This window comes from Faecalimonas sp. LCP19S3_D12, assembly GCF_052121495.1.
Lineage (GTDB): Bacteria > Bacillota > Clostridia > Lachnospirales > Lachnospiraceae > Faecalimonas.
The window spans coordinates 16,781-32,745 of record NZ_JBQKED010000022.1 but is presented as its reverse complement, the minus strand read 5'-3'; the positions used below and the strand labels follow the sequence as shown (position 1 = coordinate 32,745).

Genomic DNA, 15,965 nt, shown 5'->3' with positions numbered 1-15,965 from the left:
CTTTTACCACTCCTCGTTTTCCTGCTCTTTCTCTAGTTTTTTCAGATTACTTTTCAAATCACTTTCTATTTCTGAAAATTTTGAATCTTTAAATGTCTTTGCCTCCCATACTGATTGTTGAAGTTTAGAGATACTCTTGCAAAATTCTGCATCATGCTTAAATTGCAGAAACATATCTGAAAAAATATTTTCTATTATTTTATCCTGATAATTGATTTCATCTTTACTTTCTTCTAATGTTCTTATCGCTTTTTTATAGTCGTCAATTTTATCCTGTAACTGCCTTTTTTCATTATCTTCCATATTAATCACCTAATAAACCAGTAGTTAATATATTAGCAATACTCTGATCCACTTGCTCAAATGTCTTACCTAAAGTTTTTATATGCTGTGCATCTTGTTCTAATGCATATCTATAAGCTGATTTTTGAGTCTGGCTTGTTTCATATGCCGTAATAGAATTTCCTTTGGCAGTAATATTTGACTCTGTATCTTTTGATATTTCTTTCTCCTGTAAACTATTTGCACTTGCTGAAATTGTTTCTGAACTACTTGAAGCAACCTGTGTATTGCTTTGTATATTACTCATATTCTATTTCCCCTTTCCATTTCTCATTTTATAATATTGACAATATATCACCATAGAATATCCCGGCTTCTTCATAAGTAAATTCTTTCTGCACGAACATTCCTGTGCGCATAGATCTTAATTTGTCTCCATCACCAACAGCTGGATTTATTTGTCCTGCTTCTTTTAAAATCTGTAAGGTTTCGCAAATCTTTTGTTTAGAATTTACCATAATATCTTTATTAATTTGATATTTAGTACTCGTAAGTGTAAGTGTTAATTGCATCTTCACGTCTCCTTTTCCTTTTTTTGTCAAAAATCAGGAAGAAAACAAAAAAGAAAAGTATGACCATAATCCCTATTATGGCAATATTTACGCCCAATGTATTATCTGTTCTTTTGATTTCTTCTTTCTTTACTTCTGAACTTGTATATAAAAACAGTTGATCCTGTATTTTTTCGTATTCATTTTTTCCACTTTCTAAATCTGTTTCAAATAACTTTTTTTCTATTTTCTGATATGCATCATATTCTTTTAAATGCACCTCTTGAATTTTCTCTTCATATTGATCTGTAAACAAATCTATCCCATAAGTATCCGTTAAGGAAGAATAGGTTTCATTCTTCTCCTGTAATACAGAGGTGTCGAAGTTAATATCACTATTAGCATTATTTTCAAGTACTTTTTCTGTGTCATCCATTTTTTCCATACATACGTTCCTCATATTTTCAAAAAGCCGCCGGGAAAATCCCGACGGCTCTCTACTACTACATCGCTCCAATTTTCCCTGCGATTTCCTGGTCGATGCTCTGCATTGCTGCGGATACATCACGTAACTGCTGTGCAATTGATGTGATAAGATCTGATGTAGCTGTAAAACTTGGTTCTAAAGATTGGAACTGATCATAAAATGCCTGACTGCTGTGACCAGCCCATTCATCGCATAAAGCTGTTACCATGTTTCTCATAGTAGAAACCACTTGATTGAACTCCTCACATCTGGTATTAAATTCTGCTGCCTTTGTCTCCATCTGCTCCGGGCTTAATTTAATGTTGTTTACATCTGCCATAATGTACCTCCTTTGAATGCTTCTCCTTTTTTATATGCAATGCTGCTTAACAGCTTATTGCTCTGGTTTTTTATTTCTAAAATATCTCAAAATCAAGAATATAATTAGTGCCGATAAAAGTACTGCAAAAACAATATAAATCAAATAAGAGGTTATATTGCTTTCCTTTGTTGTTTTTGCGGAAACAGCCTTTGCAGAAGTTTCTTTTACTTCTTTCCCTTCCACTACTTTTTCCTTTTCTTTTGAAACATCATTTAAATTAATTGGCTTAGCGATAAATTGATAAGCCTGTGTATATTCCATACTTCCTAGTCTCGTATATGGAAGCTTTGATGAAAAGTCGGCTAAAATATTTTGATTTTCTTTACTTGTGGTTGCCTTTGTGTTCTTCGCTGCATTTAATCCGTCTTCAACTGCCTGGTTTGAGGCATCTTTTGCATCCTGAATCCCCTTCTGAAGAGTATTGATATTTTCTTCTGTCGTAGTATATACTTTATTTGCATAATCAACATAAGACATATTATTTTCTATCAAACTCTTCTGGAGCAATCCGTTATTCTCTTTTATTCCATTTACATTTTCTGCAATATATTCATCTTGTACAGATGGTGCAAATGCCTTCAGCTTTTCATTAAACTCATTAATATAAACTGATTCAGCCTCATATTTTTGTTGCAGGATTCCATTGAAGTTCTCTTGATTTTTCTGCATTGGATCTACATAAAAATCCTTGAATACATTTTTTATTTCCTGCCCATTTGTTGTATGTTCATTCCCAAGTTCTGTTTCAAGCGCTTCCACCTGCGTTCCATAATGCTTCAATCTATCCTGAATTGCAGTTGGTTGATTTGTTTCTGGATCGATAATCATATTTCCTGCTTCATCATATCGATAATCTTTATATTCCTGCAATGCAGTCACCTCTCGCGGTACATTTTCAATCACGGAATTAATGTACTGCTGAAAAGCATTCAAATCGCCATCAAACACAATTTCATGAGTTTTGTCAAGTGACAAACTTCCATTTCCTGCATCACTCACAAAAGCATTTACAGAAGAATACCCGAGACTATTACACATGGCTATCATGTTAGGATCTTGCTCACATTCTGCAAGCGCTGTCTTCACCGATTTTGCAGTTGTATATACTTTCGGAATTTCTATACCTAAATCAGGATCTTCCTCCATAATTTCAATAGTTTCCTGTTCATTTGCTGCCGTTGCAAGTTTACTGGTAATGGCACTCCATAACTGCTTTGTCATATTTGCCTGTTGATTTTCTTCAGAGTTTGGAGCATCTGCAAGGGTTATAGATAATCTTGGTGAATCCGAAGTAGCGTAATGTAATTCTAAACCCCCTTCGCTTGTTTTCTCCAAAACCAATCCCGGATTTGCTGCTTCTATTTTATTTGCAAATTCATTTAATCGGTCAGTCAACTGCTTTGGTAATCCCTGATTATAAATCTCTATTGATTTCCCTAATTCACCTGCTATAATATTCGGTTGCCGTTTCAAATCTTCAAGCATAGTATCAACTGTATTTCCTGGTTTTTTGTTCAAAACTTCGTCCAGTTTGTTATTTGCAGAATCAACTACGGAATTTCCATCTTCATCTTTAAATACATCTAACTGTTCCGTATATTCAGCTAAGGACGTAAGCTGTTCTGAAAGGCTTCCTCCTTCCGTCTGCATATCTTGCAGTTGTAATTGTGCCTCTTCTACACACTTTTTGTACTGTGAGTCAAGATCTGTTGCTAAAGCAGTATTTTTTTCTACATATTCTTCTACATTTAATGGCTCTGTTGTATTTTCTTCTCTTTTTAACTCTGGAATTTCAACTAATTGTACCAAATCATGCGACTGTATGCTCTCAATAGCATCTTTATCTTTTAAATCATTATTCATAACCGTAGCCGCACCATCTTGAGCCTTATGAAACTCGGAAAGAATATTGTTCAAATACATATAACTCAAACTATCATTCAAAGAATTCCCAAAACTCATCACATCATATAACAAATGATACTGGGACTCTCCTGAAAAATTTTTATTTAAAGCATATTCAAGTTGAGCAGCTTGTGGTGTTGTATTAAGACTGACCACATTTTGTGAAAATCCGGCTGGTATGATTATGTAAGCACCATATTTTCCGTTTGTTAATCCTGTTCTTGCTTCCTCTAATGATGAATATTCAAACGAAGAACTGGGAAATTGAACAATCTTATCTGCATAATTTATTTTTTCCTCTGCTGATGTTGTCCCTTCATCAAGATTGACTACCGCAATTTTTCTTGATTCCTGTTTTGTGTTTTCTGTTTCAGCAACTGGGGCAACTACTTGTTTTACATCAGGTCCTTTTTGATTTGTTTGTCCAAGGAAATATCCCAAGGTTCCTACAAGCCCAATACACCCAATAGCAAGCAGAACTGCAACGACTTTTTTGTATTTCATTACAAATCATTCCCCTCCTTATCTTTGGAATTACATTTCAAATACTTTCAATGCATTTTTTATTTAGCCTATTTTACCATAATCTTCCATTTATCACAATATTTTTTTGACAGAATAGATATTTTTTTCACAATAAAGGAAGGAATTCATTTACTTTTCTAGAAAACTGCACATCATCAAAAAAACTTAGTTATAAAATGGTTCTGCTCACATCCTGTCTATTTTGATTCATCGTTTTAAACTTTATAATTATCCGAAATAATTCTAATTGTTGGTAAAGCCAGTCCTGTTTTTGTTACTGCATAAGTACAACTAGTTATTTTTTTTATGCCTCGATATCCAAAAAACTCCAGATATTCTTCATGTGATATTCCTTGAAAATCAAATTTCCTTGTATCAATTTCAATTAAATACACCTTGTATCCTCCTTTTCCAATCTGCTTTTTTAATATCTTGTTTCTGGTATCTTCATGATGTTTTTTCTTTCAAATATGCTTTTATAATAATTCTGACATTTGCTTTTGCACTACAGGTAGACAATATGATTTCATTTCCCTTATTATCCTCAACATATCCTCTTTCTATCTGATAAATCTCACTATCTGCCGGTACCTGTTCACAAGTTGTGATCTGATAGTTCAAAGTTCTTCCATCCAGTAAATAAACCTCCATATCCGTGTGCTTCTGGAAAAAATCAATATCCTGATAATTTCTCAATACATGAAACATACTTCCATCTTTCATATTATGGCCATAGATAATATTCTTACTATCTGAAAAGTCCCGTTCATTCCGGTAATCTAAAAAAATACTGCCCGCAATATTGTAAGTTTTTTGCACCGTATGGTTCAAATAATAAGAATTGTCTTCCCCTCTTACCACCGGATATTCCAGTATCCCTGGAATTCTGATCCATGCTACAACATCTGGATTGATTTCCTGTAAAGCTGCAAAATCGACCGTTACGGCTTCTTCCGGCTTTTCTTTTTCCTTATCATCTTCTGTAGTTTCCGGCTTCATATCTTCTGGCTCTTTTGTATTCTTTTCTACTTTCACATATTCTTGCAACTTTTCATATTCCTGTTCTGCTTTTTGGTATTCACTGATAATCTGATAAATCCAGACTCCTGCTACCAGCAAGATCACGCTTAATATCCCAAGTAAAAAGTATTCTTTTTTCATTTTCTTACCTCCAACGTAAAAAAGGCGGCAGCATACCAAAACTGATATACTACCGCCTGCACTTATGTTTCTTATTTTCTTAAATTGCAACAATCCAGTGGATTTGGATTGATATGCTGCTTCCAATATTTATAATGTTCTGTGACATCTTCACAGACCGTCAACGGAAGATGAATTTTTTTCAATATCCTGATTTTTTCTTCCAACGGTAAATGCCAGTATCCACTCTGACGTAAAATATATTTCTGATAATCCAAATCCGGAAACCATTTTTTTATCCACCCATTCACCCGAAGAAATTCTACTAAAACTTTATTTACCGGCAGCCTATTTAAGTAATCAAAATCCAAATACTCTTCTATCAGAGGACTTAATCGTAACGCAACATCAAATCCCTCTTCTTGTAGTTTTAATAATGCCCTTAACCGCTTTGAAGGACTGCTCGCTTTTTCATAGCCAAAAGCTTTCTTATCATCAAAGCAGGTAATCGTAATCTGAATGTGTGCCAGTTTCGGATCATAAAGTTTCCGGTATCGTTCTTCTCCTGCCAAATGGGATTTTGTCACAATCAGATACCCAATACCATATTCATTTAACTGTTCTATGGTTTGATAGGTAACCTGTTCCTGACGTTCCACCGGCTGAAAGCAATCTGTCATGCCTCCAAGTCTTAAAATGGTTCCCGGTGGTACTTTTTCCAATTTTCTCCGGATTTTCTGGATATCTGCCACTCTTGGATTTTCTGCATTCCAAAGCCCGCGGAAATCCAAAAGGCTGCGTGCATAGCAGTAGGAACAGTTATGCATACAACCACAGCCGTAGGTATCTAATCTGGTTGGATACTTACATTTTTCCGCTTCATTACCGGTTCTTTCCAGTATTAGTTGATTTCAAAGCATTAAATTGATATGATATGTATATAGTTGGAGGTAGCAAACAAATGAAAGATTTTATTACTGCATTAGATCCGAATTATCAACTTGACAAATATCATATCAAAAATAATGTTGCTGTATTTTATATTAGCTCCAAGATGAGTGAAGTAAAATGTCCTTATTGTGGTACTCTTTCATCAAAGGTACATTCATCTTATGAAAGAGAAATTCAAGATCTTCCTATGCAAAATAGAAAGGTAATACTTCTTGTGAAAACTAGAAAAATGTTTTGTTCTAATTGCAAATGTGAAAAGAAAACATTTTCTGAGTGTCATCCATTTGTAGAAAATAATGGAAAGAAAACCAGAAGACTTGTTCAGAATATATTATTTACATCAGCACAGCTTAGTTCTGTGAATGCAGCAAAGATTCTAAAATCAAACAGTATAGAAGTTGGAAAAAGCAGTATCTGTTCTTTGCTTAAAAAAAATGCCATCAATTGTGGATAAGTCTTCTGTAAAAAAAGTTTGTGTTGATGACTTCGCGTTGCGCAAACGGTTTTCGTATGGAACAGTGATGGTTGATTTGGAAAGTCATAAGATAATCGATTTGATTCCAACTCGAAATACTAATGAAGTAAAAGAGTGGTTGTCAAAATATCCTAATATTGAAGTTATTTCTAGAGATGGTGCACAGTTGTATGCAAATGCAGCAGAAAGATCGCATCCTGGTATAATCCAAGTAAGTGACAGATTCCACATAATAAAGGGACTGACTGAGGCTATAACAAAGTATATGATAAGAACATTTCCTGCACGTATAGAAATTCCAGCAGTAAGCGCTGAAGCTGATGAAATTTTAAAATTACATAACATAAATAATCGCAAAGAACGTGTTAGTTTTGCTCACCAAAAACGTTCGGAAAATATGACAGTCAATGAAATCGCATTATTATTGCACTCCTCCGTAAAAACAGTTCAAAAATATTTGATGCTCGATCCTGATGAAATTGAAAATAGGACAATTGTAAAGGAAAAGAAACATCTATTAGCTATGAAACAGAAACAAAATGAAGTTAATGAGGCAAGAGCATTAGCTAAAAAAGGTGTGCCTATAGAAGAAATAGCCAAGACTATGCATCATACCTGTAAAACGATACAAAGATATTTATCTCCAGATTATTCTGTTGAAGATGGACATTATAATGCTCGTATTCCAGGAAAGCTTGCACCATATGAAGCTGAAGTAATTAAGTTAAGAAGCGAAGGAATGACTTATCCCAATATTCATAAAATTATTACCGAAAAAGGTTATAAAGGTTCAGTTGCATCCTTAAGGATGTTCATTCAAAAAGAACGTATTCGAAATGAAGCACATTTAAGTCAACAAGAGACCTGCTCGGATTATCAATCGAAAGAATACATTCAGAGAAGATCTTTGATACAATTAATCTATAAGGGATTAAGTGATGTCAAGACAATTACCAAAACACAATATGAGCAAGTTCTTAAAACGTACCCAGTGATTACAGAATTATATGCTGCAATAAAAGAATTCTATGAAATACTATATTCAAGGCGCGACGAAAGATTAGAAACATGGCTTGAAAAAATAGAAAATTTTAACATACCTGAGCTACAGACCTATGTTAACGGCATAAGAATTGATATTAATGCGGTAAAAAACGGGATAAAATTAAAGTATAATAATGGACTTGCCGAAGGAAGTGTCAACAAAATTAAAGTAATTAAGAGAATTATGTATGGACGAAATAGTTTTGATTTATTAAAAGCAAAAGTGCTTTTACACGAGCAATTTCGCTGTGAATTCAACTAACAATGGAAAGAACCTATTGAGCGTTTACGTTATTAACTTCTCATACCATTTGATAAAAACAAAATTCCTTTTGCTTTTACATAGTGCCTTGCATCTTTCTTCTCCAACCAATCTCATTTTGGCTGATTGTTCTGCATTTTATTTCATTCTTCGAAGCAGCACATGAATCCTCCAGCCCGTCCGAAAACTTGATTCTCTACCATAAAAATCCCCCTTTTCTTCCAATGTGCCATTGAAAACTGAATAAAACACACATTGCGAAGAAAAGGAGCTTATACTCCTGCTATTATCTCCATCATCTTTTCAAGTCCAATGGGATTTTTAGCTCTTTCTATATTATAGCCCAGACATAAGAGCGCGAACTCTCCAGTCACCTTACGCAATCCTCTTAACAGAAAGTAGGTGGCTCCCATCGCTCTTTTTATTGTTCCAAATGGATGCTCTGACAAGCACATCCTCATAACCATTTTCTCAGTTGGGTTTTAGAGTGAATCTTACTATTTTCACTTTTTCATAATGCCCTTTTGCACTATGTTTTGAAATAATACATTCTTTTCCTTCTGCCTTAAGTCATTCCTTACAGGGCTTCTCCAGATTATCTTTTGTAAAATCAATCTCTTTCCATTCACCTTTTCCCTTATAACACTTGTTTCTGTTTTTACAATGCTTACATGCATTTTTATTGGTATAATGGATGTTTCCATTTTTCTTAATACGCTTTTGCTGCAGGATTTCACCTGCTGGACAATACACTAGATTTCTTTCCGGATCCCTGACAAAATAGCCCTCCTTTGCCCGTTCCATCATCAATTTGCCCCGCCTGAAGTTATTTCCAGACGGCATATCCTGGATGCCAAATTGTCTGATCCGGAAATTATCACGATCAGCATTTGTGGTGAACTGGCTGGTATTGATTCAGAGAATGTCTGGTTTTCTTTTGTGAAAAAGAATTATCGCCATCTTTTTCCTAAACTTTGTAGCCGAAGTCGTTTTAACAGGACAAGACGTGCGCTTCTCCAGACAACGGAGTTGCTGCGTCAGAAAATGATTTCTGCTTTTCCCATACCGGTCAGCCAATATTTTGTGCTTGATAGTTTCCCACTTGCAGTCTGTAAATTTGGCAGAGCACGATACTGTCTCTCTTTCCGTGATTACGGTGCTGACTATGGAAAATGTCCTTCCAAAGAGGAAACTTATTTGGGTTACAAGGTTCATGCAAATCAAATGGGATTAGCACAACAGGTTAACTTAACTCTATTTGTTTATGTTTCGTGTTCTTGAAGACTGGTATTTCTACCATTTTGAACAATTCTACTGCTTTCGCAGATTTTTTGTAAAGAAAATAGTATCAGCGACATCGTGAGTATTATAGATTGATTATATCTATACACACGGTGCAGAACCAACAATCCCATCAAAAAAGAATGCAAAATTTGAACGTCACTGTGGCTGGTGGCTATATAAGGAACATCATTTAGTTGAGAAATTATTTCTCAAATGAAAAGGATTTCGAAGAATTGCAACCCGGTATGATAAATATGCATTCACCTATTTAGGATTCATATGTCTTGCCTCTGTTTTAATTTGGTTAAAATGACTAATTTGCAGCAATTTTCAAACACGCTCTAGTATTATTCTGTCAGCACAATCCACGAAAGTAGCATAAAAACACCAAAAACAGCACTCGATAGTAACTGGTCTAAAGCCGTTCTTAGTATCAATTATTCTTTCCACAACATTTTTTATATTTCTTTCCTGAGCCACATGGACACGGATCATTTGGATATATTTTCTTTTCTACTTGTATTGGTTCCTCGTTCAGCCCTCTCGGAAACATTGTTGTTTGAATAACATCCGTATTTCCATTTAAGTCGACCTGCACTCCCATAGCTTGCAACTGTGGTGTGGCATCCTTTAAAATCGCAGCCGCATTAGAACTAGCCGGAACAATTGTTGGCATTTTATCAATAGGCTTTTTTCTTGCCATTTCACTTGGTTTGTACCCTCTGTTCTCTTTCATTCGGGTATTGTTATGTGCCGCCACAAGTAATCCTAACAATTCATTTATCATCTTTTCTTCAAATTCAATATTGGCTTCCGTCATTTTATTGATAATCTTTGATGGTGGTTCTCCTTCATAACTATTTGCCCATACTTGCAGACACCATGTCACTGCCTGATCGTAAGGAAGCCTTAATTTCTTAGTGAAAAAAGATTCCAACTTTTTATATTCAGAAGAACTTGCCTCATATCCAATTCTACATATCTCATCTATCTGCTGTGCCGATGGAATATAAAAATCTTTATCCATTTGTTGTCGAAGCAAATAATCAAATTCTTCATCCTCAAACAACTGTAAATGCACAAATATTCCTTTTTCTGAGTATAACGGATTCTCTTTTGGCCATCCTTTCATCCCAAGTCTGTCCATTGTAAAAAGGCATGATTCTACAATATCAACTGGCATTTCCCAAAGCATTTCTATCAGTTCATCTATAGAGCACTTCACTTTCTGCCTATACATTTCATAGATAACTTCGATCGGTGCTATTCCATAATATTGTATAAAAAAATGTATGCACTTTACCATCCAGCCTTTTCTGCATTGCTTCCGTCGAAATACCTCATCATCTATTTTGGAAAAGGCAACAGCAACATCTTTAAATACGCAAAATCTGTCAGTAGGGTCTTCAAAATATCCGATCCAGTATCTGTAAAGCTGCATCGCATCTACCACTTCATTTACAGAAACAGCTGTAGGGGAAATACAAGCTTTCCGAAATAAGTCCATCTGTTCTTTTGTAAGGCATGCTAATCTGCTTCTAAGCATTTCCTCTGTACAAAAAGTATCAACAATTCTATCTATTAAATCAGCTTTTCGGAGTCCTGAACACTTTCTGATTTCAAAACTTCTTGCCTGATCTAATAGTTCTTCTTTTGTATATTCTGTCAAATATTCTCTTAATAACATTTCTGCTCCATATCTATAATAATTTATCTTCTATAACGAAATCCATATTCTTTTTTTAATCTCTCATATATTTCAAATGCGATCGGACAGACTTCTACTGTTTCCAATACACTGTACAAACTATGTAACCTCTCTGGTTGATCCGTATATGGATATTTCCTGCAATTCTCAGGTTTATATTCTCCCAGCTTACAGTTTCCGTCTTTTTTCAGAAAATCACATGGATGATGATTGGTTACATATATGTTTTCACTTTCTTTTTTCATCAAATAAGACTTTATAAGCTCTTCTTTCGTAATTCCCAAATATTCTGCATCTTTCTCCAAATCTTCTTCTGGAATACTTCCGCAGTACATCTTACAACAGTTCCTACATCTGCTGCAGTCATATTTTGCAAACAACTCTTCGTGAAGTTTTTTGAACTGCTCGTCCAATTCTTTTTCATCTGCATTACATTTTAAAAATGTACGGAATTCAATATTTTCATTTTCCTTTTTCTTCGCTTCAAATTTTACTTTTCTTGGTGCAATCATATTATCACCCCATTTTTCTCATCTTTTGCTGACACTGAGCCTTTTCTCACCCAACTCTGTCCCGTCAAATTTATCCTTTACATATTGACAGGTTGCAAAATAATAATCCTGACTTCCTTTCCATCAAAACTCCTGTTAAAATTTGTTTCAAAAGCATGCCTGTCTTTTATAATTTTTTCTTTGTCGTAGATATAAAAGAATATATAATCCGCCTTATAATGTACAATATCAGCTTCTATTTCTTCTGTCAGCTTTTTTAAGTTTGTTGATGTTCTTGTACACTTTGCTTCTATGATTGTATTTAAAGAAAGAATTTTTATATCGCTTCTAACAGTTCCAACTCCCGAATCATCACTTACCTCTCTTCTAGCATCCGGATACAATGGCTTTATAACTGCATAAAGCAAATGCTGTAAATCATATTCATTTTCAATCTGTATTTTTTTCAAGTTTTCAGACGTAAGTGATGCCCTCTTATCTGGTTTTACTTCCCTAAACGCTTCTAAGAAGAAATAAAAATTTCGCAGATACCTTTCAATCTCCTTTTGAATAAATTGTGATGACTCCTCATATTCTTCACATAAAATACTGTCCAAATAGATCAACAGATTTTCTTTTGCCTTTAACATATTTTCACGGGTAGATTCTTTTGAAAATTTGTTCACCATATATTTCTGTTTATTTCTAATATTTTGAACAATATCATTCTTATATGATTCTTGTTTCATCATCTGGTGCAGCTTCAATATAAATGCCTCATATTCCTCTACAGTATCCACTAATTTCAACTTTTCGATATACTCTTTCAGCATATTATCCATTCATTCTCCCCCATCTCAGATAAAACAAAAATAATGGATCCAAAACATACACTTTTCCGTCTTTCCATTCTATTGCTTTATAAATTTCTTCTTTTTCTTTTAGGATTGTTTGTAAATTATTTAAATGACTTTTTACAGAATTTCTATCCGGTTTTCCTTCTGTTTTAGGAATAAGGTTTATGATTCTGTCATAAACTGTGTCAAAATCCAATTCCATAATCGGAGGATTTTTGGCTAACGATTCCACGATCAGTCCATACAAATCCAATTCTTTTCCATCTAATGTTTTGTATAAATTTCTTTTCTTTCCACGCGGATTTGGACCTTTAGACATTACATTTACCACATCGTAATAGTTAAAGTTAACCGTTGTAAATTTATATGCCATTTCCAACATATCAAAATTTACAATATGCTCATTTTTGTCTTCCAACAATGTGCAAATGCTCAGACAAATATACTGCATTAACTGTGGTGATGTAAGACATTCAACTGCCAACTGTTCTGCAACTTCATCTGTTATCTTAATATCAAGTTGTTTAAATCCTTTTAAAGCAATCTCTTTTAAATCCTTTTTTTCCCACGCTTCAATATTAATTAAACTCAATCTTCCCGATAAATCTGCATTCTGTCGAATTGCATCGTCTGCCCTATGCGGAAGAGAAACTACGACTACCTTTAATTCTCTTCTAATTGCATCTTTGAGCTGTTGTGCCATTTTTGTCTGCATCTCTTTTGAAGCATAATGAAAATCATCAATTACTAATACTTTATCGTGCTCTTTATAATATTGAATAACGGTATCTTTCGCTAGAACATACTTTTCACTTTTACTATCTGTTTCCTTACTATTTCCTTCATTAACCTCTCTTTCTGTTGTCAATTCTCCTTTATAAGGCAACCCCACTTTTGCAGCAACAATTGCCCAAAAATCTGTGTTGCTGTTAAAATCCGCACCAGAAATTTCAACAATGTTGTCAAATCCAATTACCTTCTCGCATAAGATTGTCTTTCCCATTTTTGATGGTCCAATTAATGATGTAAGGCAACCCGCTGTTCTCAATGCCTGCTTTAAACGTAATTCATATGATATACCTGTATTTTCATAATTCCTGGAGACATATGTATATTCCGGATACGCTCCAGGTTTAAATACATTTTCTGCTTTTAGTCTCATATTAGTACCTCCAAATATTAATTACTCTAATTATAACACATTTTATTACTTTTTAAACATTTTATTACTTTTTATTGGTCTAAAGAGAAAACTTCAAGTAAAGAAAAAGGACAGAACTTACACATTCCACCCTTTTCTCACAGTACTCTACAGCATCTCAATAAACGCTGCAATCCTTGTATTCAACTGACCAATATCTGCCTGTGAGTAATCTGTCTCCACGCTGATATATGGAATATTCTTTTTCTCGTTTACAAATCTGCGGATTCCAAGCGACTCCACATTATATGTGTGACAGGCCTGAAGTATCATCTCCACAACACCGTCTACCTTGTATTCATCAATCAGTCTTCCAAGCAGCTCTAAACGATTTGGATTCGGTGTCATCACAGAACATCCTATATTTAGATATCTCCTTGCCAGAGCATCATAGATATCCGGATTTTCTTCATCTACCAGCTTATCAATAGATTTTGCACCTGTACAGCTTTCGTATGTAACAACGATTCCGCCATTCTCCTCGATTGCCTTGATGACCTTTTCTGTCGCTCCGCCAATTGGACATCCGGTCACAAGAATACGCGGTTTCTTTTCTTCCATTTTCCCTTCTGCATACTCCTGATTGATCTTAGCGACAAGTGCGTCGACTTCTGCTGGGATCTGGGAACGGTCAAACTTGAATGTACTTCCATACAACACCTTAAAAAGATCATGGCCTTTAATCGGAGCCGGATCATGTTTCATTACTTCATACAGCCTTTTTAAAGAACGCCTTCCTGCATTATTCATCTTCACCGCATCACGAATCTGCTCTTCTGTAATCGTAGTGTTGAATTTTTTCTCTAAATATTCTTTGAATTTGATAATCTCTTTCTTCCAAAGCTCTAATGCGTCCTCACTTTGCGAGTTTGGGAGCTCCATCAGGTATACATCTTTGAATTCTGACATATATTCATACATTTTCTTTTTCCCATCGCAGGTTGTCTCTCCGACAACAACATCAGAAAAATAGAAAAATGGACATTTATCTGTCTTTGCAAAACCATAACTGGATTTGATCAATGGACATAAATTTTTTGGCAAATCTTTTTCTGCTTCTGAAATAGTCTCGTCAGAGGTAGAACATAATCCCACTGTTGCAGCGCCCATTGCAAGTGCAATCTCCTGCGGAAAATAGGTACAATAAGCACCCACAACCGGAACACCTTTGTCTTTTAATTCTTTTACTGCCAAAAATGAATTTTTTCTCTGTTCTGCAAATTCTTCAAATACTTCTGGTAATTCTTTAATAATTTCCATGATTTTTCCCTCTCTTGTGCTGAAATTTTATAAAATGATTGTAGCAAAACGAAATTTTCAAAGCAAATAGAATTTCTCAATAGATTTATAGGGATTTTTAATATATTTTTACAGTTTTGTATTATTTTTTTCAGAATGACTTTCTATACAAAATATGTTAAAATAAAGAAAAACCAAAGAAAGGATTGCCTATTAAGGACAAACAAAAGAGAAAATGATGTATCAATTATTTAACAATTATTTGAATACCACTCAGTTGATTATGATTGGTATTCTCTTTACGTTTTTCATTACATTTCTCGCACTGAAGTTTCCACTTCCATTTTTGCCGGTGGATCAGGGACGCGAGTTTGCAATCAACGGAAAACTCTCAAAAGGAAAGATTCGAGGTGTGGGATTGACTTTTGTACTCTGTTTTATCATCAGTAGTATATTGTTTCTGCCAATTGACCGTGAGTATATCATCTATCTGATATTACTTTTCTGTGTCATGCTAAGCGGATATCTGGATGATGCAGCGGACACTCCCTGGAGTGATTACAAAAAGGGTTTCATAGACCTGATCATCTCAATCGTGACTATGCTGACATTCGTAAATTATAATACTACGGTCATCCACTTTTTCGAGACAGAACTTGTCATTCCGAAAGCAGTGTATGTCATACTTGGAATTATTTTGATCTGGGTATCGATCAATGTGACAAACTGCTCTGACGGAGTGGACGGACTTTGCGCAAGTCTGTGTACCGTATCACTGATTTCTTTCAGTTTGATCTTTAAAGATGTACTTGGTATGTATACAAATGCAAACTTCTTATTTGTCGCAGTTTTACTTGCCTATTTATATTTCAATACCTCTCCGAGCAGCATGCTCATGGGAGATGCCGGATCGCGTGCACTTGGATTTTATCTTGCAATCATCACGGTCAAATCAGGACATCCATTCCTTTACATCCTGCTGGCAGCAGTGTTAATTGTTGACGGTGGACTCGGACTTGTGAAGATATTTTTAAAACGTTTTTTGAAAATATCAATTTTAAAAAATACACGTACTCCGATTCATGACCACTTGAGGAAAAACCACAACTGGTCTGACACACAAGTCGTAATCCGATTTATTATCATCCAAGTGATTTGTTCTGTACTTGCATTTCTTTTGCTTGTATAACATAGATAAAAAA

Annotated in this window: 19 protein-coding genes and 1 pseudogene; 4 read left to right on the top strand and 16 right to left on the bottom strand. The window is 34.7% G+C overall.

Going from position 1 to position 15,965, the window contains the following annotated elements; genetic code table 11:
* Positions 1-3: 3 nt before the first annotated feature.
* The 9 genes from ACTQXY_RS08375 to ACTQXY_RS08335 form a co-directional block, all read right to left on the bottom strand.
* Positions 4-303: a hypothetical protein gene (locus tag ACTQXY_RS08375; protein ID WP_022250356.1), complete on the bottom strand. Its 300-nt coding sequence runs from the start codon at positions 301-303 to the stop codon at positions 4-6.
* 1 nt (position 304) lies between these two features.
* Entirely contained in the window at positions 305-589 is a 285-nt protein-coding gene (locus ACTQXY_RS08370) for a TIGR04197 family type VII secretion effector (protein ID WP_441659102.1), read from the bottom strand.
* A gap of 28 nt (positions 590-617) precedes the next feature.
* Positions 618-854: a hypothetical protein gene (locus ACTQXY_RS08365; protein ID WP_022250358.1), complete on the bottom strand. Its 237-nt coding sequence runs from the start codon at positions 852-854 to the stop codon at positions 618-620.
* On the bottom strand, positions 823-1,278 hold the full coding sequence (gene essA / locus ACTQXY_RS08360) for a type VII secretion protein EssA (RefSeq protein WP_441659101.1): 456 nt from the start codon (positions 1,276-1,278) through the stop codon (positions 823-825). The genes ACTQXY_RS08365 and essA overlap by 32 nt, the downstream gene beginning before the upstream one ends.
* A gap of 58 nt (positions 1,279-1,336) precedes the next feature.
* Positions 1,337-1,639, bottom strand: a complete 303-nt coding sequence (locus ACTQXY_RS08355) for a WXG100 family type VII secretion target (RefSeq protein ID WP_022250360.1) — start codon at positions 1,637-1,639, stop codon at positions 1,337-1,339.
* A 54-nt stretch (positions 1,640-1,693) separates the two neighbouring features.
* Positions 1,694-4,090, bottom strand: coding sequence for a hypothetical protein (locus ACTQXY_RS08350; protein WP_441659100.1), 2,397 nt, complete (start codon positions 4,088-4,090; stop codon positions 1,694-1,696).
* Positions 4,091-4,326: 236 nt separating this feature from the next.
* Positions 4,327-4,506, bottom strand: a complete 180-nt coding sequence (locus ACTQXY_RS08345; RefSeq protein ID WP_441659099.1) for a hypothetical protein — start codon at positions 4,504-4,506, stop codon at positions 4,327-4,329.
* 52 nt (positions 4,507-4,558) lie between these two features.
* Entirely contained in the window at positions 4,559-5,272 is a 714-nt protein-coding gene (locus ACTQXY_RS08340; protein WP_441659098.1) for a sortase domain-containing protein, read from the bottom strand.
* A 71-nt stretch (positions 5,273-5,343) separates the two neighbouring features.
* On the bottom strand, positions 5,344-6,078 hold the full coding sequence (locus tag ACTQXY_RS08335) for a radical SAM protein (RefSeq protein ID WP_441659097.1): 735 nt from the start codon (positions 6,076-6,078) through the stop codon (positions 5,344-5,346).
* A 134-nt stretch (positions 6,079-6,212) separates the two neighbouring features.
* On the opposite strand from ACTQXY_RS08335, the gene ACTQXY_RS08330 reads away from it, so the two are divergent.
* Together ACTQXY_RS08330 and ACTQXY_RS08325 are read left to right on the top strand one after the other, a co-directional pair.
* A complete protein-coding gene (locus ACTQXY_RS08330; protein WP_028087929.1) occupies positions 6,213-6,656 on the top strand; it encodes a transposase family protein in 444 nt (147 codons plus the stop codon).
* The gene (locus tag ACTQXY_RS08325) at positions 6,601-7,983 is read left to right on the top strand and encodes an ISL3 family transposase (protein ID WP_441659096.1); all 1,383 of its coding nucleotides are present in this window, start codon (positions 6,601-6,603) and stop codon (positions 7,981-7,983) included. Before ACTQXY_RS08330 ends, ACTQXY_RS08325 begins: the two co-directional genes overlap by 56 nt.
* A gap of 272 nt (positions 7,984-8,255) precedes the next feature.
* Here the strand turns inward: ACTQXY_RS08325 and ACTQXY_RS08320 are convergent, their stop codons facing one another.
* Both ACTQXY_RS08320 and ACTQXY_RS08315 read right to left on the bottom strand, forming a co-directional pair.
* Positions 8,256-8,432, bottom strand: coding sequence for a transposase (locus ACTQXY_RS08320; RefSeq protein WP_441659095.1), 177 nt, complete (start codon positions 8,430-8,432; stop codon positions 8,256-8,258).
* A 121-nt stretch (positions 8,433-8,553) separates the two neighbouring features.
* A complete protein-coding gene (locus ACTQXY_RS08315; RefSeq protein ID WP_441659094.1) occupies positions 8,554-8,790 on the bottom strand; it encodes a hypothetical protein in 237 nt (78 codons plus the stop codon).
* On the opposite strand from ACTQXY_RS08315, the pseudogene ACTQXY_RS08310 reads away from it, so the two are divergent.
* Positions 8,785-9,201 (top strand): annotated as a pseudogene (locus ACTQXY_RS08310) (IS982 family transposase); the annotation flags it as partial. The gene ACTQXY_RS08315 and the pseudogene ACTQXY_RS08310 overlap by 6 nt on opposite strands.
* A gap of 499 nt (positions 9,202-9,700) precedes the next feature.
* On the opposite strand, the gene ACTQXY_RS08305 reads toward ACTQXY_RS08310, so the two are convergent.
* The 5 genes from ACTQXY_RS08305 to ACTQXY_RS08285 form a co-directional block, all read right to left on the bottom strand.
* The gene (locus tag ACTQXY_RS08305; protein WP_441659093.1) at positions 9,701-10,954 is read right to left on the bottom strand and encodes an SEC-C metal-binding domain-containing protein; all 1,254 of its coding nucleotides are present in this window, start codon (positions 10,952-10,954) and stop codon (positions 9,701-9,703) included.
* A gap of 23 nt (positions 10,955-10,977) precedes the next feature.
* Positions 10,978-11,487: a YkgJ family cysteine cluster protein gene (locus ACTQXY_RS08300; protein ID WP_441659092.1), complete on the bottom strand. Its 510-nt coding sequence runs from the start codon at positions 11,485-11,487 to the stop codon at positions 10,978-10,980.
* A 77-nt stretch (positions 11,488-11,564) separates the two neighbouring features.
* Positions 11,565-12,308, bottom strand: coding sequence for a PD-(D/E)XK nuclease domain-containing protein (locus ACTQXY_RS08295; RefSeq protein ID WP_117836696.1), 744 nt, complete (start codon positions 12,306-12,308; stop codon positions 11,565-11,567).
* Positions 12,301-13,485, bottom strand: coding sequence for an ATP-binding protein (locus tag ACTQXY_RS08290; protein WP_008975335.1), 1,185 nt, complete (start codon positions 13,483-13,485; stop codon positions 12,301-12,303). The genes ACTQXY_RS08295 and ACTQXY_RS08290 overlap by 8 nt, the downstream gene beginning before the upstream one ends.
* Before the next feature lie 147 nt (positions 13,486-13,632).
* Positions 13,633-14,784 (bottom strand): double-cubane-cluster-containing anaerobic reductase, encoded by a 1,152-nt coding sequence (locus ACTQXY_RS08285; protein WP_004612734.1) that lies wholly within the window; start codon positions 14,782-14,784, stop codon positions 13,633-13,635.
* Between the two features lie 214 nt (positions 14,785-14,998).
* Here ACTQXY_RS08285 and ACTQXY_RS08280 point away from each other — a divergent pair, with 214 nt between their 5' ends.
* Positions 14,999-15,952 (top strand): phospho-N-acetylmuramoyl-pentapeptide-transferase, encoded by a 954-nt coding sequence (locus tag ACTQXY_RS08280; RefSeq protein ID WP_441659091.1) that lies wholly within the window; start codon positions 14,999-15,001, stop codon positions 15,950-15,952.
* Positions 15,953-15,965: the final 13 nt, after the last annotated feature.